The following is a 21,673-nucleotide window of genomic DNA, read 5'->3' as shown; positions in this document are numbered from 1 at the left end:
CACTGTGCGCTGGTCATGTTGACCGGCGCATTACGATGTTGACTGACAGGTCGCCAGCTAAGGAGAAACTGTGAAGGTATCGATCCTGGTTCCGGTACATAATGAGGAAAACACTTTGCGTGAGATTTTGCGGCGAGTACGTTCGGTGGACCTCGATTTTGGCGAGAATGAGCAGATTTACGTCGAGCGTCCGCTGCAATTCGAAAAGGAAATCATCGTCGTCGATGACGGCTCGACCGACAAATCCCGGGCGATATTGGAGGATGAAGCTTCCCAGGGAGACATAGTTGTCCTGTTCCACAAGCGCAACCGGGGCAAGGGAGCGGCCGTTCGAACGGCCATCGAGGCTGCCACTGGTGACATACTTATCATCCAGGATGCGGACCTGGAATACGACCCGCGAGACTATCCCGCGATGCTGTTGCCGATCGTTGAAGGGCGCGCCGATGTGGTCTATGGCTCTCGATTCCTGGGTGGACCGCACAAAGCGATGATGTTTTGGCACATGGTTTTCAACAAGTTCTTCACGCTCCTGGCGAATGTACTCTATAATAGCATTTTGACCGACATTGAAACCTGCTACAAGGCCTTTCGAGCCGATGTATTGAAGCCGATTCCTCTCAGATCTGAACGGTTCCAGATCGAACCGGAGATTACCGCCAAGGTGCTGAAGCGTGGATACCGGATTTACGAGGTTCCGATTTCCTATACGGGTCGGGAATATCATGAGGGGAAAAAGATCGGCATCTCCGATGCCTTTGAGGCGGTCTGGGCCTTGCTGCGCTACCGGGTCATGGATTAGGTGTCGGCATCCCTGCAGCGCACGCTTTCTTCTCAATATCGTTACACCGCGGCCTCTCGTGACGTTGGCGCGCTATGGTCATGGTTGAGAAACCACTCATGGCTGCTTCTGGCAGCGGTGCTGGCGTTTGCTGCCGGGATGCGGTATCTGTTCCTCAGCCAACCGGGACTGCATCCCGATGAGGCGCTGTATGCCGGCTGGGCACTGCAGATCGCGGGTGGCAGCGATCCGACTCTGCTTGGCGTTTACGTAGATAAGCCCCCCTTCCTGCTTTATCTTCTGGCAGGTCTCTTCCGCCTGGCCGGTTATGGTCCCGAATCCCGCCTGGACGCTAAGCTTCTGGTGCTGGTGGCGCGTACGGCGGCGCTTGCCATCAGCCTCGCCAGCATCGGTCTGTTGTACGGCATCTCCCGGCGTTCTTATGGGCAGGGCGTCGCCATTCTGGCTGCGGTTCTCTTTGCGCTTTCTCCCCTGGCTGTTCGCCTTTCAGGCACCCTCTTGACCGATCCCTGGCTGGTGTTGTTTTTCCTGGTGGGCCTTTGGGCGGCGACCGAGGGCCACGGGTGGATCGCTGGCATCGCCTGTGGTCTGGCGTACGCCACTAAACAACATGCAGTTATGTTGATTCCCTTGGTTCTTTTGGCCTGTTTATGGCTGGCGCCCCAACTGACGAGACGATCGGCATGGCGGATCACGAATGGATTCCTGTTGATCTTCGCTGTGGTTACCTGGTGGGATAGCCTGCGCTGGCAGTGGATGCCCAGCTTCTGGGATCGAAGCCTGACGACCTACGGCGGAGTCGAACTGGCATCGGCGCCCGGCCTGGCAAATTCGCTCGGGAAATGGCTCGAACTCCTGGGAAACGTCTTCGGGTCACCGATACTGGGTTTTGCCATAATCCCGGCCTTCATGCTTGTGGGCTGGTCGATATTCCGATCAAGGAATCGGTCGGGCGTTGAAAGGGATTGCCAGCCAGGGTGGCGTGGTCGTCTGTCCCTGGCCGTCCGAACCGACTTGTGGGTTGCTGGATTTCTCGCGGCCTATCTGGCGGCTCATCTGGTTACCAGTCTGGCGCCCTGGGACCGATATCTTCTGCCTGTGGTACCCATTCTCTCGCTGCTACTTGCGCGAGGGGTGTTCCTTCTGCTTGCGGCGCTGCAGAAATCAGGTCCAGGCCAGCGATCTTTTTCGTCGATGGCAGCTCTTGGCCACCGTTCGGTATTTGTGCTTCTTCTTCTCCTGCTGAGCATCGGACTGCTTCAATCCGGGTGGATTTCAATGGCGGCTGATTTGCCGGTTGGCGACAACACGGCCTATGATGGAGTGGATGAAATCGCCGGTTTCCTCAGGCAGGACTCAACCAGTAACGCGGTGCTCTACCACCATTGGCTTGGATGGCATTACAGCTTCTACTTGCACGACAGCGATATCGAACAACGGTGGTGGCAATCGACCGAGGACCTGGCACAGAAGACCCAGGGCAGTCTGTTGCGATCGCAGTTCATTGCCTTCCCTGCCGGACGCGACACGATACCGGCGAGGGAAGCGCTGGAGTCGGCAGGCTTTACCTTGTCCCCGCAACTCGTTGTCCGTCATGGCGACGGCACTTCTTCGATTACTCTATTTCGCATTGATCCCCAATTGGCGGAAGTGATTCCCGATGACCACTAGGACCGGAGCCAGCTCTGGAGCGTCCAGGCTCATCCTGGCAGCTCTCATCCTGGCGGGAGGAATCGGACTGATCTATTGGCGGCTCGTCGTCACAAATCGCGTGCTGGCCACAGGTGACGCGTTCACCTACTTTCTGCCATATCGGGATTTCGCCAATGCCAGCCTTCGCGAGGGAAACCTTCCCCTGTGGAATCCCTATCTGTTCCTGGGGGTACCTTTCCTGGCAAACCCGCAAACGGCTGTTCTCTACCCGCCCCATTGGCTCTTTATCGGGATTGAACCTGCCAAAAGCCTGATAGCATCGGTCGTGTTACACCTCTGGATTGCCGGTCTTGGCATGGTGATCTACTTGCGTCGGGTAGCCGGGCTGCGTTGGGTGCCCGCCCTGGTTGGCGGCCTGTTATTTGCCTTGAGCGGTTACCTTGGCGCCCATGTCGGTCAGGTCAATCAGGTGAGCGCCGCTGCCTGGCTGCCCTGGTTGCTCTGGTTGTTGGAAGAGGCAACCGGTAACCGATGGCGGCAGGTGGGAGGCGTCGATCACACCATCGAGTCGGTGCCCGGAATCAACTTGTTTGCCCTGGCTGGTCTGGCGCTGGTGATTGGCATACAGCTTCTGGCCGGGCATTCCCAGGCTTCCTTTATCAATTTGGTGGGGACCGGCATCGCTGCACTCTGGCCGGGAATCGTGGCATTGGGGGCATGGGCTGGACGGCGCATCCAAAAGAAGCCCGCCCCATTCAGCACCACCGCTTTCAAGGAGACCGGAGTTCGCCTTGTGGTGCTGGCATCAGCGGTTATTCTGGGGTTACTCATTTCTGCCGTACAATTGCTTCCCACATTGCAGCTCACGGGACAGTCGGTGCGCAGCGCCGGGCTGCCCTATCGGGAGGTTGTCTCCTTTTCGCTGCAACCGCGCGGTCTGTTGTTGTCACTCTTGCCTACCTACGGTGAGAATCTGGCTGATCGATTCGGCACCCCCGCTTTCTCTGAGTATCTTGCCTTCGTTGGCGTCACCGGTGTAGTCCTTGCTATGTTGGCCATTTTGAACGCTGCAAGAGGAAAGCGGGATCAAACGATCCTTTCACCCATGGGCCTGGCGACGGCCTTTGTTTTTCTGGGCATCTTTCTTGGGTTCGGCCTGTATAACCCGGTCTACTATCTGCTCTACCTGCTTGTCCCTGGGTTTGATCTGTTTCGGGCTCCGGCCCGCTGGATGCTTCTCTATACGGCGGGCGTAAGCGTTCTGGCAGCCTATGGGGTGCAAGGCCTGTCGGCGGCACTGCCACGCGCCGGTGGGCTTTCTGACGGCATGAGACAACTCACTGGCAAGCGGAGGCTTCTTTTTGTCATCCTGGTGATCCTCACGCTGGCATTCCTGGTATTGCAGAAGTGGCCTAATCTGCTGACACTGGTTCTATGGGTGATTGCCGGCGGATTGACGCTCTTTTTTGTTGCCTGGCCAAGGCTGGCTCGCTGGCGAGCGGCGCTGCTGATTATTCTGATCCTGGGAGAACTGGCGCTGGCAAGTCTGTCTCTCAACCACGCCCGCCCGACGGCACCTGAGGCCGTTACCAGCCTTCGCACGGCACCGGCTCATCTCCTTGCAGCGAACCAGCAAGCGGTGGAGTCGGGGCGCCTGCCCGGACGATTCCTGAGTATGTCGGGGATTACCTACGATCCGGGTGATCTGGCGGAAATCGAAAGGATCTATGCCGGTCAACTTCCTGAGCAGGCTATCTACGATCTGGTCGTAGCGACGAAGCTGCAGGAGATCGTAGCACCGAATCTTGCGTTGCTCTGGCGATTGCCCGGCGTTGACGGTTATGGTGGCGGCGTATTGCCTTTGCAGCGTTTTGTTCAACTGCAATCGTTGCTGCTTCCCGAAGGAGAGATCTCTGCGGATGGCCGTCTGCGCGAGCAACTGCACACGGTGCCGCCCAGCCGCCTTCTGCGACTCCTGGGCGTTGATCATGTCATCACTGATAAGGGGTTTGACGCCTGGGTCGACGGCGTTTATTACGATCTGGAACTGTCGACTGAGTTGGAGCCAGGTGAGCAGGTCGAGATCGATGTGGGCAATCGCCTGGAGTCGACGCGGTTGGGCCTGTTCAGCCACATCCAGGAAGGCGAGTCTCTGCCGGAGAACAGCCCGGTCGCCGAAGTAAGCGTCGTGACGACCACAGGGGATCAGCGCGGATTCATCCTGGTTGCCGGGCGAGACTCGGCAGAGGGTGAATGGACCAGCGCATCCAACCATGCCCAACCTCAGGTACGACAGCCATGGTCCCATGATTCACCAGGATGGGACTATCTGGCATCACTTGAATTTGCGCAACCTGCAGCACTGGAAACGATCACCGTTCGATCGATGATCCCTGAAGGTGATTTCGTATTACGCGGAATCAGCCTGATCGATGACAGCACAGATGCCCATGCCGCGCTTACCCTGCCTGCCGATGGGGGATTTCGCCGGGTGCACTCTGGTGATGTCAAGGTGTACGAGAATCTTCAGACTTTGCCTCGCGCCTACGTGGTACACAAGGCAACCATTGTCGCCGACGACGGAGCAGCCCTGGAAAGCATGGCGCAGCCCGACTTCGAGCCAGGTGACCAGGCGGTCTTGGTCCAAGGGGACCTGGAAGCGTCTGGCCTGCTGGACTGGGCGAATAGCCTCACCGGCAAAGATGGACTTGCACATGTGACGCCCATTAGCTACGAACCTGAGCGGGTCATCGTCGAAACCACTCTGGAATCTCCCGGACTATTAATCCTTGGCGACACGTGGTACGATGGTTGGCATGCCCTGGTAGACGGGGCAGAAGCACCGATTCTCAAAGCGAACTACCTGTTTCGTGGCATTGCCCTGGATCAAGGCAGTCACCGGGTCGAGCTGGTGTTCCAACCGGAAAGCCTGCGCACTGGCGCGATCATCACGGGACTTGGGTACCTGTTACTGGGTGGTTTGTTGATTGCGGGCCTGTTGCGGCGGTATGGCAGAAGGTGAAAAAGGAACAAGTAGACGGGTAGATAAGGAAACAAGGAAACAGGTAGACAAGGAAACAAGGAAACAGGTAGACAAGGAAACAGGTAGACAAGGAAACAGGTAGACAAGGAAACAAGGAAACAGGTAGACAAGGAAACAAGTAGACAGGTAGACAAGGAACAAGTAGACAAGGAAACAGGTGGTTACCGTGAACGCTTTCAACCGCGTCATAACTATTTTGGTGTTGATACTGGCCTGGGCGGCCGTCGTATTGGTGGCGGCTATTCCAGAGACAGCCCTTAGCTGGGTGCAACAGGGTTTGCTTTGGCTGGAACAGAGTCTTGCCACACTGGCCGGGTTTAATCCATCCTGGCTTTACCCCTTGCTGCGGGCGGCGACGATTGTCCTCAGCACGATAATCGCCGCTGGGCTTCTGTGGCTCGAACTTCGTCGCGATAAGACCCCTGCCGTAAAGGTTTCTCTGCAATCGGGCGGCGAGGCAGCAGTTACGACGGAGTCGGTGGCGCGACGGCTTTCCTGGCATGTCGACCAGTTGGCTGACGTGATCAGGTCAACACCCAATGTGAGGGCGCGGGGAAATAGCGTCGATATCCAACTCGACCTGGAAACGGCGCCCGATGTGGACGTGCCGATGAAAACAGAAGAGGTTATGGCCGTGACCCGCGAGGTTATCGAGGATCAGATGGGGCTGCAGTTGAACAGGTTGAAAGTGAATATCCATCACGCGCCATTCCCGGAATCGAAATTTGAGTGAGATTTTGGCGTATGGGACTCATGGATGCCGTGCGAAAAACATCAGGTCAGATGGCATCTGTACCCGGACTTGTCGCACGCGACCACCCAAACATCGATGACAAAGATCAGCTATCGGGATTTTGATCTGAAGATTAGCGCGGCCAATGATGGGCGCTATGAGATCGAGGTTCTGCAATCCCCGTCGGGACAGGGCAGCAGTGTCATACCCTTTCTACTTGCCGATGGTGATCTCCAAGAGAAACTGGCAAGGCTGGAGAAGGCGATTCTGGGTCCCGCGGGCCCTGAAGGCATAGAAGAGGCCCGGCTGTTTGGGTCTGCCATTTTCGATACGTTCATCTCAGGAGATGTTCGCACAGTCTATGATCGCAGCCGGCAGGCCACTCAGGATGCTGGCGTGGGGCTGCGACTCCGGCTGCGCATAGCGGCGCCCGAGCTGGAGGGCATTCCCTGGGAGTTCCTCTACGATTCGAGACATGGCGAGTTCATCTCTCTGTCACGTTACACCCCCCTGGTTCGTTATCTCGAACTTGCTCTTCCCGACTCCGGGCTCTCGGTGAAGCCACCATTACGCATCCTGGGCATGGTCGCCCGGCCTCAGGATATGGATGACCTGGACGTCAGGCGCGAGCGCGAACGGTTGGAACAGGCACTGGCGCCACTCAGACGCAAACGGAAGGTGGAGCTGGTCTGGTTGGAGGGGGATAGCTGGCGGGATCTGCACCAGGCGATGCAGGAGGGACCCTGGCATATCTTCCATTTCATCGGACACGCTGCCTACGATGATGTGGCCCAGGAAGGGGTGTTGCTGCTCGCGGATGACAGCGGCAACCCTTCCCTGGTGACTGCAAGCCAACTGGGCCAGGTCTTGTCAGATCAGCCGACCTTGAGGATGGTAGTTCTCAACGCGTGCGAGGGAGCAAAGGGTGGGGAGCAGAGCCTTTTTTCCAGCCTGGCGGCTGCCCTGGTCCAGCGCGGCCTGCCAGCAGTTCTGGCGATGCAGTATGAGATATCCGACCGGGCGGCGATCGAATTTACAACTGGACTCTACGGCGCCCTGGCCGCCAACCTGCCGGTCGACGCCGCCGTTTCCGAGGCTCGCAAAGCCATCGACCTGGCCATTCAGAACTCGATAGAATGGGGTACTCCGGTGCTCTATATGCGATCGCCGGATGGTGTGCTCTGGGATGTCAAGCCTCGATTTTCCTTGCCCCTTTTAGCAGGCGCGGGTGCTGTTGTGATTGTCGCGATCCTGCTGGCCGTAATCGCCTGGAATGCCGTCAATCTGAATCGGGTTGAATCCATCGTCAGTGCCACGCCAACATCAACCAACGTGCCCACACCGGTGATCATGGGTGGTGGCTTCAATGTCGCCGTGGCCGATTTTGGCCAGCGGGATGAACCAGGACGTTCACTACCTTCGGAGACGGGCCGTGTGCTCAGTGGCTGGCTGGCGGAGGGCCTCGTCAAAGAGCTTCAGCAAAACCCGGATGTCGAAGGGGCCGCCGACTTTCTTGTATGGCACGACACACTGCCTGATTCCGAAAAGAACATTGTTTTCGGCACTGGTGAGGGGACGACCTCCGAGGAAAGACAGCAGTGGGCCGCCGACCTGGCGGGAAGAGTCAAGGCCCATATGGTGGTCTATGGCGACCTGGTCGACGAGGCCGGCGAGTCGGGGCTGCAGATATCCTTCTATCTGGCGCCGGAGGTAGCAAAGGAACAGTCATCCATTGTTGGCACTCACAGTTTGGGCAAGCTTTTGCTTCTGCCCGAAAGCTTTGACCTGGGCAACCCCACGGTGAATCGAGCTGTCCGCAGCGGGCTGGCGACCCGGTCGAAGGCATTGTTCTGGCTCACATCGGGGTTGACCGAGCAACTCCTGGGCCAATCGGACAAGGCTCTTGAAACCTTTCTTCAGGCGGAGGAAGCATTGAAGGAGTGGGACGACAAGGATGGCAAGGAGTTGCTCTATTTCTTCATCGGACGCGAGTATCTTTCCCAGGATCAGTATGACGATGCTGAGGCCTACTTCACTCGGGCAATTGATATCAACCAAGACTATGCTCGAGCCATGATTGCCCTCGGAAGTGTCTTCCGGCGCCGGCTGCAGGCCATTCCTGTGGCGGAGCGGTCTCAACATGCCGAAACAGAGGTCCTCATCAGTGGAGCGGCAGGTGCCATGGAGGAGGGCGCAAGGCTCGCGGATCGGACCGGCGACAGCCTGCTCAAAGCAATCGCCCGGATACAGTTGTCAAAAACCAAGGCGTTGATCGCTGAGATTGCATTCAACGGCGGAGACCTGGATGTTGCTGAGGAACGAGCCAGCGCGGCGGGAAACCTGGCCGACGAGGCATTGAGTCTTCTGGGCGATACGCAGCAATACAGAATCATTGCGCAGGCCTACGAAGCACTCGGTGCCGCACATTTTGTACAGGGAATTGTTCAACAGGTAGGGGGAGAGCAAACGAAGGCTCAGGAGCAACTGGAAATCGCCGCGGAAGCCTATAGGGAATGTATTGACCTGGGTGAACTTGATCTGTTCGACGCAACCTTGCAGGATATAGTCATCGAAGAGGGTTGTCGGCCGAATCTGGAAAAGGTACAGGAGTTTTTGCCAGAGGCAGAGGGAAAGTGACCATGAAACTAATTCGAGAAAAACTGATAGCTGTGTCGGTGATGTGTTTGATCGGTATGGCAGCCTGTGCTCAACCTGCACCTTCGGGTGATCAGATTGCTCAGGGTGTGGAGACTGCTCTGGCCCTGACAGCTGAGGCGGAGAGTGGCATCGCGCAATCGGTGGAAAAAACGGTGGCTGCCCGTGCAACCGAAGCTGCCGCAGCGGAAGACTCTGCCGCTGTCTCGCCTACCGATACACCCGCGCCGCCGACGGATACCGCTGTACCACCGACGGATACCCCGGTTGCCGCGGAGGCCAGCGACACGCCGGTGCCGGACGCAGCACCGACCGAGACACCTTTCATTTTGTCGATAGGCCAGAGCGACGTCGATGGCGATGATGGCAACGATTTTCTACGGGGAAGTTCCAACAGCAACCAGGGGCGGGTAATCCTGTTACCTGGATTCGAGCAATCGCAAGTGGCTGACCCCATGGTTTTTCAGGATAGCCTGGTATTTCAGGTTGAGATATTTGACGTTCGCGACAGCCTTTACGATGGAGCGGGCATCCAGGAGGTTCTGTTTTCGATCGAAACGAACGATGATGGTCAGGTTGTCTATGAGCACAGCGATTCGCTGCCTCCCTTCTGTGTTTTCGGCGGCGAGGCCGAATGCCAGGTATTGCCGTTGATCCCCAACAGAGAAAATCACTGGCCGGCACCTTCCGGCCTGTCGATGGAAAACAAGACCTATCTGGCGAGGATCGACATCGTTCCGGAGAATGGTGACACCACGCAGTGGCGCTGGCGTTTTGAGCTTGATATTGCTGGCCTTCCGGAGACGCCACCGTCAGTGCCTAATACGGCCAGTATCAACCATATTACTCACGACGGGAGCCGTTATCTGGTTGACTTCGAGACCTTCGGCTTTGAAGCAGTGTTGCCAGGTCAGCATGTACATTTTTTCTACGATACGGTGCCGCCGGAGCAGGCCGGGATGCCGGGAAGTGGTCCGTGGATCCTGTACGGGGGTCCAACTCCGTTTGGCGAATACACCGTTGACAGCCGGCCATCCGGCGCGACTCTGATGTGCATTCTGGTCGCCAATCCGGATCATTCGGTGATTGCGGAGAGCGGAAACTGCTACCCATTGCCATAGGAACACCTTGACAATGGTTTCAGTTCGCCCGTATAATTGTTTCGTTCACTATCTGAAGCCATTTTGCCAGCGACGGTGCTGGGAATCCGCCGCCAGCTGACCCCATCAACGTTGGCGGCCTTGATTTCTCTATGGTATTTCGACCTGGATTATCTGGATTTGGAGGAAACCGTATGGCAGAAAAGCTTGTCAAGCACATCATGCATAATGGTGTGATCGGCTGCAAACCCGACACTCCCCTATCGGAAGTAGTTCGAATTCTCAGCGATACAGACATTCACGCTCTGGTTGTGACCGGTACAGATGGCGAGGTGGTTGGGATCGTATCTCATATGGACGTTATCCCAATGCTGGGGAAGGACCTTGCGGAAGAAACCGCAGAGGAGATCATGACCGACAAGGTCATCAGTGTTGCGCCTGGGGACTCGATAGCGGACGCTGCTCAGGTGATGGTGGACAAAGGAATCCATCGCCTGGTAGTAACGGAAACTCAGGAGGGGAGATTGATGCCGGTCGGCGTGCTTTCAACCACCGATATCGTGCGCGACATGCGTGGCTCAAAGTGGACCTGGTATCTCTAAAAAAAGCGTTTATCCGGGGCCCGCTGCGGATCAGCGACAGCCTGCCAATGTGAAATTCGGAGATGGACGCAGATCAATCCAAGAGAGAGCAGAAAAGATCAGCGAGAATCTGCGCCGGAGGTCTGCGCAAATCAGCGTTCCTCTGGCTTGTCCAGATTAGGAAATTACAAAACCGCCAGGCCCGGAGTACAACGCTCCGGGCCTGGCGGTAAAAAAGAGATGGGGATTAGCTGTAATTGGCCACGTTCCAGTGTTTCAGCCACCGGGATGTCTGGGGAGCGGGTGGACTTAAGCGTTGCCAGTCGACATTGGCTTGAAGCAGGATTTGGCGCAGGCTTTCCCGACTGATCTCAGTGATAACACCATTGGCGATCAGATATTCTCTCAATGAGTCAAGAGTCCAGCTCGAACGGAGTTGGCCCAACTGCCGCGGTGGGGTCGACGCGATGCTCAGTATCTGCGATCTGTCCGCGTCGCTGAACTTGCCGCGCGGTCCGGGCTTTCTTCTGACAGGTTGAAGACCGGGCAAACCTTGCAGATTGAAACGACTGATCCACTTGCGAACCTTGTCTTCGTGGAGACCAACGATAGGGGCGATCTCGGGAACCCGATAACGCTCCTCCGACGAGAGAAGGATAATCAGCGCACGTTGCTTCAGCGCATCGTCGTCGCTTGTCATAATCCTTTCGAGTGAAACGCGCTGCTCGTCTTCGAGGGATTTGGCAAAAATCAATTTCGGCATACGACGCCCTCCTTCAAGGCAAGATGATGGTTCTATTTGTGGAGAAGTTATTGGCAGAGATTCTGAAAAAGCCTCGGTGAGCTTCTGAGCGATATGCAGCATCGTTGGGCAGCCAAATGCTTGACATGTCTACAGTATATCAACCGCAAGATTGTATTGCAATAGTACAATAGTACTAATCAATGCACATGAATTTGCGCTTACGTTGTCGTGGCAATACACTATTTCGCGTCATCCCCTCGGGTCATCAGACGAATAGGCGCAGAAGCAGACGTATGCCGGTACCTTCGGGCCATCCCTTTCTGTTGTTGTTTGGCGATTTCTGGGCTGTGAGTATAATCACCCTGGTGTGTTCTTCCGCCAATTCAATCGCAGTGCCTGTTAGAAACCATTGTTATGCCAATCTACGAGTATCAGTGCGAAAGCTGTAACACCAGATTTGATAAGATGCAGAGGTTCAGTGAGGATCCTCTGACCGAATGCCCTATGTGCGGTGGACCTGTTTATCGGGTGATCCAACCTGTGGGGATAATTTTCAAGGGTTCCGGCTTTTATGTGACCGATAATCGTGGCAAATCCTCCACAATGCCTTCGTCAAACCGTGATGAGAAGGGAACCAAGGCCGAGGACAAGTCGGAGAGTTCGTCGACCGAAAAGGGGTCAACAAAGACATCAGAAAAGAAGGCATCCGAAGGGTCGACCGCAAAAACTGAATCGGGATGATGGCCTCAAGCCCGCCTGGTTTTTGTCGAAAGAAAAAGCCTCACCGCTTCCGGTGGGGCTCAATATTCCTTGTCGGTCCCGTGATTCGTCGGGTTTTCTAAAGCTGGAAACTGCCGTCAGCCGGCACAACCTTGTGATCGAAATTGGTGACGAAGCTAAGAAGACGTTCCTTGAGGCCACTCCACTCCTCGCTGGTAAGAATCTCGTTCATTGTCTCCATGTCGCCAGCGACACCGCCGGTCAGAATCTGAGGTCCACCGCCATAGACGGTATACCACGCTTCCGTGGGTTGCAGACCCAAATTCATCAGCCCTGGCGCGAACTCTCGAATAATAAACTCAAAATAGGGCTGTTCGCGCCCGTTCTTGATGTCCCAGCTCATCAATAGCTTCATCATCTTGGAGATTCTCCTTGCCTCTGGCTGCCGGAAGACACACTTTAGCATACCAGCAGTATCGGGAATCGGCAAGTTCAAGGCGTTTCAATGACGTAAGCCGGAGGCAATGCATATCAAAACCGGGCACAGTTTAGTGAGCCCGCTAACTTGACTCTGTCGCAGCCCCGTTCTAGAATCAAGGATAGACCGGACGCATTTTCGGTGCGTTTGCCGTTGAACCTTTCTGCAGGGGCTGCTGTGTTAGGGACGTAGTATCCGGCCGGTGGCGCTAACCATCGATTCGAACAGAGGAGACTATTGAATGCAAGCGACCAGATCCCGACGCCCGCAGCGTTTCGCTGTACCAGGCGCCTGGATGAGCGGCTTTTTACTGCTGGTCTTGCTTCTCAACCTGACTATGTCGCTCAAGGCGGCACAGTGGACCGATGGTCTCGGGATTCTGAGTCCGGTGGTACTCGGCGGATTTCTCCTGGGCACCGCGATTAGCTATTCCCGCTGGCGCGGGATTTTCCCCGTTTTTTACAGTCTCATCGTGGGAACTGTCTGGGTGTTGATTTGGGTCGGTCGGGCCCCCCAGATTCCCGGGGAACTGGTCGGACCAGAACGCATCGCCTTCATTGGCGCGAGTCTCTGGAGCTGGCTGCTGCTGCTTTTCAGTGATCAACCAGCCCGCAGCAACCTGGTGTTTATTCTTGAGCTTGGATTCCTGCTCTGGTGGATCGGTTATCTTTCAGCCTGGGCTCTGTTTCGAGAAGGCAAGGTTTGGCGAGCAATCATCCCGATTGGTTTGATCATGCTGGTCAACCTGTACTTCGGCCCGTCGACTCTTGGGTTTTACCTGGCGATTTTCGTCGTTGCCGCTCTTTTGCTTGCGGTGCGAAACCACCTTGCCGAGCGCGAGGCGGGTTGGCGCTACGAACGGGTGCGTTATGCCAGCGATATCCAGTTCGACTTTCTCCGGGATGGCCTGATATTTGCCTTGATGGTATTGGCTATTGGTCTGTTGACTCCCAATGCCGCTGGCAGCGGAACCCTGTCCTCCTCCCTTGAACCACTGCGCGAACCATGGCGTGAGGTCCAGGAGGAATGGGGACGTCTCTTTAGCTCACTCAACTATCAGGGTGCCGAGGGACGTCCTGCTTTTGGCGATACGCTGACCCTTTCAGGTCCCCGTGATTTGGGAGACACAGTTATCATGGATGTGCGCTCCAATGCGGGACGCTATTGGCGAGCCGCTACCTTCGATACGTTCACCGGAAGACGCTGGATCAACTCCAATACGTTTGCCCAGTATGTTGACAATGGGTCGCACGTGCAAACTCCGGAATACCAGGCGCGTCGGGAAATTACGCAGACGGTAACAACCCACTATCCGGCCGGCAATGTCCTCTTTGGCGCGCCTCAACCTGTGCGGATTAGCTTGAAAGCGGAGGCCAGTCTGGGCATCATCGAGGAGGCCAGTGGTGACGAAGAGCTGCCCCTGGCGGAGATCGCAATGCTGCGGCGGCGCGGCGCCGATCTGCGACCGGGTGAATCCTATCTGGTTGTGTCCCAGATATCCGATGCCAATATCGAGGATCTTCAGGAGGCGGGCAGCGATTATCCTGATTGGCTCATGGGCCGGTATCTGGACACTCCTGCCACCATGAGCAGCCGCGTTGGAGAATTGGCGGCTCAAGTCACCGCTTCTGCTGAAACGCCTTTCGAAAAGGTATTGGCCCTCGAACAATACTTGCGTGGTTTCACCTACGATGACAGTATTCCTGCACCCCCTTCAGGCGTGGATGCGGTTGATTATTTTCTCTTTGATGTGCAAGCGGGCTACTGCGACTACTACGCCAGCTCCCTGGCCATGATGGCGCGTACTCTTGGCATTCCAGCGCGGGTGGTTGCGGGTTACAATCAGGGAGAATACATTCCGGAAGTTGAGGCTTTTCGGGTGAGAGAATACAACGGTCACTCCTGGCCCGAGGTTTTTTTCCCGGGCTACGGCTGGATCGAGTTTGAGCCAACTGCCTCGGAGGTGGAGATTGTGCGTACCCACCGCCCACCGGAAATGCCACTGGATGAGTCACAATCGGATGTGAATCCCCTGGAGGAAGAAGAAGATCGTTTTGGTGAAGATCCCGCTCTGGGCGAGGGAGGCCCACCACCGGCAGATCCCGGCGCGGGAAGTATTAGCGGTGGTAGTTGGATTGCGGGAATCGGCGGGATGTTATTGCTGGTCGCACTGGCAGCATTTGTTCTGTTGCGGCCCTCCAGCAGCCGCAACAGGCGAGCTCGTCTGGACTCCCAATTTGCCGTGAAGCTCTATGGCAGGCTGATGCAGTGGGCCAGGCGTTTGCGGCTGCCCATCTTGCCAAGCCAGACGCCCAACGAGCACGCGGCCGTGTTGGCCAACGCTGTTCCTGAAGGTCAGGACGCGATTACGTCGATTACTGACATCTATGTGCAAGAGCAGTATAGCCCCTTCACGCCGGACGAGCGGGATGCCGATTCGGCTTTCGAATTGTGGAAGGGTCTGCAACCCCTCATGCGCCGCGCCTGGCTGCGCACTCGCTTTTCAGCGATCACAGGGCTTGGCAAGCAACGCGGAAAGTCTGAGTAGCTGTTTGAAAAAGGGTCAGAATGAGAGGTCTTTCCCTGTGATACATTTCGTATGCTGGGGCTGATTGTTAAAAAGTACCGTTGTTCAGGATCGAGTTGAAATGAGCGGCGTCGGCTTCCTTGTGGGGACCGACAATGGCCAGTCGGGCGCCCTCCGGCTTAAATAGACGATCTGCGGCACTCTGTAGATCTTCGACGGTGATTCCACGCACTTGCTCCAGGGTCTGCTCAACTGAATCGATGGGACCGCCCTGTATCTCCTGTCGCCCACCCCAACCTGCCACCGACAGGGTGTCCTCCATGCTCATCAGTAGTCGGCCTTTGACGTACTCCTTGGCCGCATTCAGCGTTTTTTCCTCTACCTGTTCATCCCGTAGCCGCTGCAATTGGACGAGGATAGCGTGCAGTGCCTCATCAACCTTCTCAGGGTTTACGGCAGCATAGACCCCAATGACTCCGGTGTCGGCCAGAAAACTGATGTAAGAATCAACCGCATAGGCCAGCCCCAGTCGTTCTCGTACATCCAGGAACAGGCGAGAGCTCATACCCTCCCCAAGTATCACATTCAACAGTGCCAGATGATAACGGTCCCTATCCAATCGGGAAATACCGGGCAGATGCAACTGCAGGTGTGTTTGTTCGACTTTCCTGGTTACAACGGTTGCTGCGGGATCCGTGCCATTCTTTGGCGCTGGCAGGAAATCGGATATCAGGCCGGTCTGCCAGTCGCCAAGGCGCGAGTGGGCCAGGTCGACAACCTCATCGTGTTGGATATCCCCGGCAACGCTCAGTACCAGGTTTTTCGGATTGTAGTGGGTATCCAGGAAAGCTTCAAGGGTCTCACGAGCCAAACCGGCAACGCTCTCCGGAGTTCCGGCTACATCCCATCCCAATGGGTGGTCAGGCCAGGTGAACTCCCGGGCAACCAGACCCACCAGTTCGTCCGGAATATCCTGGGAAGAACTGATCTCTTCCAGGATTACCCGGCGCTCCTTCTCAATCTCTTCCTGCACAAGCAGGCTATTTCGCAGCATGTCAGAGAGGATATCGATGGCCAGGGAGAGATGGCCTTGCTGCATTTTGGCCCAAAGAATCGTCGTTTCCAGGCCCGTGCTGGCATTGAAAAGACCGCCGTTCCCCTCCAGCTCAACGGCGATCGCTTCGGGGGATGGTCGCTTTTCTGTACCCTTAAAAATCATGTGTTCCAGGAAATGAGCGGCGCCTGCGGTCGATGCCTCTTCGTAGCGAGAGCCTACCGAAAGATAGAACCCCACACCGACTGAGTAGGTGTGGGGCATGGCGCAGGTGAGCACGCGCAGACCGTTATCAAGTGTGGTCTTTTCGGTTGCTAATTGAAACTTCATCTAACCTCGTCTCAGAGCGGGACAAATTGTTTTTTGCTCATATCTGTTTATTGTCCAGCTCGAAGCGTGTTGAGCTGGGCCTCTGCTTCGGGGATCGCCTGCGGATCCTGGCCGGGACCAATCTCCAGAAACTTTTCGAAGGCCTTGATGGCCTCTTCCCGATTGCCCTGGAGGCGATATAGGACTCCCAGACCGAAATAGGGTTCCGGCAAATCAGGATTCAGCTGCACGGCCTGCTGCAGGCGACTCTGGGCATCGGCCAGCCGCTGGGTTTGCAGATAAACGGCGCCCAACAGGTAGTTCAACTCAGAGTCATCCGGAGCCAGTTTCAGGCCCTCCAGGTAAGTCTTTTCCGCCTCGTCCAGTTTCCCCAGGGAGTATTGGCTGACGCCCAGGTTGGCGAAAAAAGAGGGATTCTTGCCATCCAGATCGATGGCCTTTTGAAAGGCATCCTGTGCTTCGAGCAACTTGCCAGCCTGGAAGAATTCGTTGCCCTGTTTGAAGTAGTCTTCCGCAGTCTGGGTCTCAGCGGCGCAACTACTCAGCAGGAGAACGGCTCCAATGATCAGTAATGCAAAGAGACTTTTCGTTTTTGGCATGTGTTTCGCAGATTGCTGGATGATACTACCTGGAACCACTGTTATTTCAGGAGTCAACGCTATTGCCGTGGCGTCAGGAGCAGGACCTGAGTCTCGGAAGGCAACTGGCTCTTTTTGGTCAATTTCAGCGAGCCAATAGGCTCTGGCGCCGGTACACCCATCTCCTTCAAGAAGCGGTCAACCGACTCCAATTGCTTTTCGCTGGTCTTCATGAGGAAGTGCATCGGTATCACGATCGCTGGTTCAATGATGCTGATTACCTCGGCGGCCTTGGCAGCATCCAGAGTGTGCCGGCCGCCAACAGGTACCATCAGGACATCGATGTTTGGCAATGCTTCCACTTCAGATTCCTTGAGGATATGCCCCAGATCTCCCAAGTGACAAATGTTGAGGTCGGGATATTCAAAGAGGAATACCGTGTTTGGCTCACGCGAGTCGCTCTCTTCGGTGCCATGGTAGGTGGGGATTCCAGTGATGAACACACCCTCGATCTCATACTCGCCAGGTCCTGAGAGCACCTTGCGCCAGTTCTTGACTCCCTTGGCGTTGCTATGCCCGTTTGTGCCGTGGCTGATAGTTACAACGTCAGCGGTGAGTCGCGGCAGACTCATACCGACACTGCCGTCGTAGGGATCGCAAACGACAGTAAGTATGCGGTCCTGTAGCCGAAAACAGGTGTGTCCGAACCAACTAATTTCCAAGTGATGCCTCCAAAAGATGCGAGAAGTGAAGCTCGCTCAGTTCTGCAACAAGCCGGCCATCTGGCCGGCGATTTATTATACCCCACTCCCGTTGGAATGGGAAAAGCGTGCCGGTTGCGGTGGACGCTTCTTGTTATGCCTGCAGGGTTTCTGCGTAGGCAAAAAGGGCTGGCTGCCCGCCTGTGTGCCAGAATACGGTCGTATCCCCGGCGCCAAAATCGCCCTGGCGGACAAGGTCGAACAGGCCGGCCATTGCCCGTCCTGTGTAGACTGGATCTAACAGCAGGCCTTCCGTTTTTGCCAGTACGTTGAGGGTTTCAAGTTCCGCTGGCCCCACGATGCCATAGCCATCGCCCAGGTAGGAATCGTGCACAATGAAGTCATCGGCGGAAAAATCCATGCGCTGGCCCAACAGCGCAGCCGTCTCTGCGGCCAGATCCGCCAGGCGAGACTGCAAATCGCCGGCTCGCTGGTCGATGCTGATCCCGTGAAGTTGACCTGCAAAGCCAGTGGCCCGGGCGCCGACAGCCAAACCAGCTTGCGTGCCGCCGCTGCTGGACGCGACGATCACATGATCAGCCTGCCAACCTTGCTTCTGCAATTGAGTCGAAAGTTCCTCGAAAGCTGCCGCATACGCAGCCGCTCCCACCGGATTGGATCCACCATAGGGCACGATAAAAGGGTGGTGGCCTGCATCTTTTGCCGCCGCTGCCCTATTCTTTAAGGTCTCCCGGCGTTCTTCGTCTTTGGCCCAAATGATCTCGGCACCCAGGAGCCGATCAAGCAGCAGGTTGCCTCCTTCCAGCATTGGTGCTGTTCCACCAAGTATCAGAATACAACGGAGACCAGTTTTCGCCGCCGCTGCAGCGGTTTGACGACAGTGGTTCGATTGCGGGGCGCCTTCGGTAAGAACAGTATCTGCACCCTGGGCAATTGCCTGCGCAAAGAGATATTCCAGCTTACGCGTCTTGTTGCCCCCGCCCGCCAATCCAGTCTGGTCATCTCGTTTGACAAGCAGTCTTGGAACGCTGCGCTCACCACCCGTTTCTGTCTGCAACCAGGCCCGCAGGCGTGGTAACTCCTCGAGTGGTGTGGGCAGGTGGGCAAGTGGTATTCGAGGCAATACACTAGAAAGCATGACGTGCTCCTTCTGGCGCCGCGAACAGATCGAGCTGTTCAGCCGGCGCAGTAAGAATCTGGTCCATGGCGATACGTGCCCGGAAGCCGGACAGCGTCAGATCGGACAAGGCTGCAAGTTCATGTATGCCTTGGGTTTTCACAAACAGCCAACCGGTCCAGGTGAGCCTGCCATGCAGGGCAGGAGTGCGCTGCAGTTTTTGAACCAGCAAACCTGCTCGCTCATCCGGAACGACAACGAATCGGGCTGAATCGTCGATGGCTGTTCCGGGATCGCGGAGCCACGGCTGCAGGAAAGCGCTGCTGGTCAAGGCGAAACAGCAGGAGGGACGGCCGTTCTGATGCCAGACCAGGCTTGCCGGGGCCCAATGCAGTGGCTCCTTTGGTCCTCCCTGGCTCAACGGGATGAGGCCGACAGCCATATCAAATTGCTCTGGAGAAATCCAGACCGAGAATCCCAGCCGATGGCCCAATTCGTGTAGTCTGTTAAGTAGATTTCCCAGTTGCATGGCCCGGTTATCAGGCTGATCCTGCGCTCGCAGGGTCCATTGGCCGTGCTGGTGAACTGCGTAGGAATCAATACAAGCCTGGAGGAGGCCGGCGTCCGGTGTTTCAAGTCCCGGGAACCAGTTATACAGCTCTGCCGCGAGGTCGGCCTCTGCCCATGACTGGTCAAGCAGCAGGTCGCGGGTTTTTCCTTCGACGCGGTCTGCCAGAGGGGCTCGTTCCGGAAGTTCGTCCGTAAACCATTGAAGTGAAACCTGGGGATCCCGGTCCGGCGGCGAGAAAACTCGTAACCCTGGCGCTGGCAATTCCGGGTTTAGCGATAGCCGCGCCTGTTCCACCAGGAATGATACGGGATGTTGGCGGCCCATCCTGGTTTCACCCATCCTCGCCAGCAGACCGGTTTCAGCCCATGCTATGGCACTGGCGGAGTGGACCAGAAGGGCCGGACAGGGTTCTCCCCGACTGTCGATGACCTGGCGGGCCGACTCTTGAGCTGTCTGCCGTAAAGCATCAGATAAATTGCCTGCAGGATAGGTCGTTTCGCCGATTGCCTGGGGCTGAAGGACGAAACGCCAGAAGGTCAAACCATCATGCGCTGCCAGCTCGGTTTGCACGGAATGTGCCACCAGTCGCCAGCCTGACTGAGCGGCGGCCACCAGCAAGGCCAGGGCTCGACGGGTAGTTCGATCGGAAAAGGCCAATACCAGGTGTCCGTCGGGCTTGACTGTCTCGCGCAATGTGCGGAATGCAGTCGTCATCACGCGGGCGTACCAGTCCCAATTCCAACGTGTGATGGTGAGGGTAGATCTGAGTCGATCTGCTGCCGCGCGCCCAAACAGCCATCCGGTCCACACGAAGCTGGTCGCGTAAAACAGTGGATCCAGGCGAGGAGGATCGGTCAGCATCAGGGATACGCTGGCGGGCCCCAATCGTTTGGCCAGATCGGGCAGAGCGCTACTTTGGAGCAAGAGACGATCGTCTGCATCCTCCAGGAAACTGTTGAGGTTGAAAGCCAGGGGAAGTGATCGTTCGGGCCGGTTTTTTAAGGTTTGGTAGGCCTGTTCAAATGCAAGCCAGACATTGTATTCCACAAAGGTGTCGGGAGGCGTCAGGCCATGGGCTCGAGTCATTGGATGGATGGCCATCGCATCCAACTGCTCAGGTGGTTCGTGTAGTGAAATACAGCGTTCGAGCACATGTAACAAGAGAGCTCTGGCTGCCTCTTGCTCCTCCTCCGCGACTATTCGCTGGTCGATGGCTGTAATCAACTCGCCCAACGCAACAAGAGCCCGGGGGGTATAAAGATTCAGAAGCTGGCGTGCCGGGTCAGTTTCGGGATCACCTGGAGCGACAAGGCGGCTGAGCATACCCCAATAGGCGGCACCGCGCATCTCAAAATTTGCTGCCCTTTCGACGTCAGCCAGATCGCTCGCGATCTCACCCGCGCTCTGGCAGGCATCGCAAACATAGCCCTTGGCAATTGGTTCGCCCGCAACCCGATCCCAGACGAAGTAGCGGGCGACCGTGTTGCGCGCGCATTCGGGACAGATAGTCTCATATAACTGTTGAATGTAATCGGAAAGGGGGTGGCCCCGGCGTGGCGCGTCGGCAACGCGGCTGAATGCCGGTGAAAGCACCGATTGCGCCGGCGGTGTTGCACTGGTTTTGACGCCTAGCATGGTAGCGGGGCTGAAGTGACTGAGCAGGATCTGTCTGTCGAGGAATCGGCTGGCTTCGGCCAGTGGCGATTGGCCGGCAAACGGATCCAATACCAGATCGCCTGACCTGCTGTAATGCTCCAGGTAGTGGGTGACCATCCTGGTTGTCCAGGGTTTGCACTCGCTTGCCCAAAGCGCTTCTTTGGCAGGTGGCTGGTCAGGGACGAAGGGTTCGGCGGTGGAAGGTGGAAAGTGCTGGCCTGCGCCGCTCATCATGGATTCATGGTATCATAGTTTGTGGCTCCCGACAAGAGGTGTTGCAGTCAAGGAAACAAGGAAATAGGGAAATAGGGAAATAGGGAAACAAGGAAACAAGGAAACAAGGAAATAGGGAAACAAGGAAACAAGGAAATAGGGAAACAAGGAAACAAGGAAACAAGGAAATAGGGAAACAAGGAAATAAGGAAACAAGTAAACAAGGAAACAAGTTTGCCGATACACCCACCATGGCCTGGCGCCTACTTATTTCCCTGGTCCTTGTCTACCTGGTCCATGTCTACCTGGTCCTTGTTTCCCTGGTCCATGTCTACCTGGTCCTTGTCTACCTGGTCCATGTCTACCTGGTCCTTGTGTCCCTGGTCCTTGTGTAC

Annotated in this window: 16 protein-coding genes; 9 read left to right on the top strand and 7 right to left on the bottom strand. The window is 56.3% G+C overall.

Translation table 11 applies throughout. The annotated features are described in order from the left end of the window. Positions 1-70 precede the first annotated feature (70 nt). The 7 genes from U9R25_01340 to U9R25_01310 all read left to right on the top strand — a co-directional run bounded on the left by U9R25_01340 (position 71) and on the right by U9R25_01310 (position 10,588). Positions 71-802 (top strand): glycosyltransferase family 2 protein, encoded by a 732-nt coding sequence (locus U9R25_01340; GenBank protein MEA3334524.1) that lies wholly within the window; start codon positions 71-73, stop codon positions 800-802. After that, a complete protein-coding gene (locus U9R25_01335; GenBank protein MEA3334523.1) occupies positions 803-2,473 on the top strand; it encodes a glycosyltransferase family 39 protein in 1,671 nt (556 codons plus the stop codon). Next, on the top strand, positions 2,463-5,477 hold the full coding sequence (locus tag U9R25_01330; protein ID MEA3334522.1) for a YfhO family protein: 3,015 nt from the start codon (positions 2,463-2,465) through the stop codon (positions 5,475-5,477). Before U9R25_01335 ends, U9R25_01330 begins: the two co-directional genes overlap by 11 nt. A gap of 187 nt (positions 5,478-5,664) precedes the next feature. After that, positions 5,665-6,231, top strand: a complete 567-nt coding sequence (locus tag U9R25_01325; protein ID MEA3334521.1) for a hypothetical protein — start codon at positions 5,665-5,667, stop codon at positions 6,229-6,231. A gap of 96 nt (positions 6,232-6,327) precedes the next feature. Further along, a complete protein-coding gene (locus U9R25_01320) occupies positions 6,328-8,868 on the top strand; it encodes a CHAT domain-containing protein (GenBank protein MEA3334520.1) in 2,541 nt (846 codons plus the stop codon). Positions 8,869-8,870: 2 nt separating this feature from the next. After that, the gene (locus tag U9R25_01315; GenBank protein MEA3334519.1) at positions 8,871-10,007 is read left to right on the top strand and encodes a hypothetical protein; all 1,137 of its coding nucleotides are present in this window, start codon (positions 8,871-8,873) and stop codon (positions 10,005-10,007) included. Positions 10,008-10,180: 173 nt separating this feature from the next. Then, the gene (locus U9R25_01310; GenBank protein MEA3334518.1) at positions 10,181-10,588 is read left to right on the top strand and encodes a CBS domain-containing protein; all 408 of its coding nucleotides are present in this window, start codon (positions 10,181-10,183) and stop codon (positions 10,586-10,588) included. A 226-nt stretch (positions 10,589-10,814) separates the two neighbouring features. On the opposite strand, the gene U9R25_01305 is transcribed toward U9R25_01310, so the two are convergent. Next, a complete protein-coding gene (locus U9R25_01305) occupies positions 10,815-11,330 on the bottom strand; it encodes a helix-turn-helix domain-containing protein (GenBank protein MEA3334517.1) in 516 nt (171 codons plus the stop codon). Positions 11,331-11,726: 396 nt separating this feature from the next. Here U9R25_01305 and U9R25_01300 point away from each other — a divergent pair, with 396 nt between their 5' ends. Further along, a complete protein-coding gene (locus U9R25_01300) occupies positions 11,727-12,053 on the top strand; it encodes an FmdB family zinc ribbon protein (protein ID MEA3334516.1) in 327 nt (108 codons plus the stop codon). Between the two features lie 97 nt (positions 12,054-12,150). Here the strand turns inward: U9R25_01300 and U9R25_01295 are convergent, their stop codons facing one another. Further along, positions 12,151-12,450, bottom strand: a complete 300-nt coding sequence (locus U9R25_01295) for a hypothetical protein (GenBank protein MEA3334515.1) — start codon at positions 12,448-12,450, stop codon at positions 12,151-12,153. Positions 12,451-12,751: 301 nt separating this feature from the next. Between U9R25_01295 and U9R25_01290 the strand changes: the two genes are divergently transcribed. Then, positions 12,752-15,058 (top strand): DUF3488 and transglutaminase-like domain-containing protein, encoded by a 2,307-nt coding sequence (locus U9R25_01290; protein ID MEA3334514.1) that lies wholly within the window; start codon positions 12,752-12,754, stop codon positions 15,056-15,058. Positions 15,059-15,125: 67 nt separating this feature from the next. On the opposite strand, the gene U9R25_01285 is transcribed toward U9R25_01290, so the two are convergent. The 5 genes from U9R25_01285 to U9R25_01265 all read right to left on the bottom strand — a co-directional run bounded on the left by U9R25_01285 (position 15,126) and on the right by U9R25_01265 (position 21,299). Next, positions 15,126-16,421 carry a pitrilysin family protein gene (locus U9R25_01285; GenBank protein ID MEA3334513.1) on the bottom strand — a complete coding sequence of 432 codons (1,296 nt, stop codon included), beginning with the start codon at positions 16,419-16,421 and terminating at the stop codon, positions 15,126-15,128. 47 nt (positions 16,422-16,468) lie between these two features. Beyond that, the gene (locus U9R25_01280) at positions 16,469-17,020 is read right to left on the bottom strand and encodes a tetratricopeptide repeat protein (GenBank protein MEA3334512.1); all 552 of its coding nucleotides are present in this window, start codon (positions 17,018-17,020) and stop codon (positions 16,469-16,471) included. 59 nt (positions 17,021-17,079) lie between these two features. After that, complete coding sequence (locus tag U9R25_01275; GenBank protein ID MEA3334511.1) at positions 17,080-17,721, bottom strand: MBL fold metallo-hydrolase; 642 nt, start codon at positions 17,719-17,721, stop codon at positions 17,080-17,082. A 133-nt stretch (positions 17,722-17,854) separates the two neighbouring features. Then, a complete protein-coding gene (locus U9R25_01270) occupies positions 17,855-18,859 on the bottom strand; it encodes a D-cysteine desulfhydrase family protein (protein ID MEA3334510.1) in 1,005 nt (334 codons plus the stop codon). After that, complete coding sequence (locus tag U9R25_01265) at positions 18,849-21,299, bottom strand: hypothetical protein (GenBank protein MEA3334509.1); 2,451 nt, start codon at positions 21,297-21,299, stop codon at positions 18,849-18,851. Before U9R25_01265 ends, U9R25_01270 begins: the two co-directional genes overlap by 11 nt. Between the last annotated feature and the right edge of the window lie 374 nt (positions 21,300-21,673).

This window comes from Chloroflexota bacterium (assembly GCA_034717495.1).
Classification (GTDB): Bacteria; Chloroflexota; Anaerolineae; order JAAEKA01; family JAAEKA01; genus JAYELL01.
This window is presented reverse-complemented; position numbering and strand designations above follow the sequence as displayed.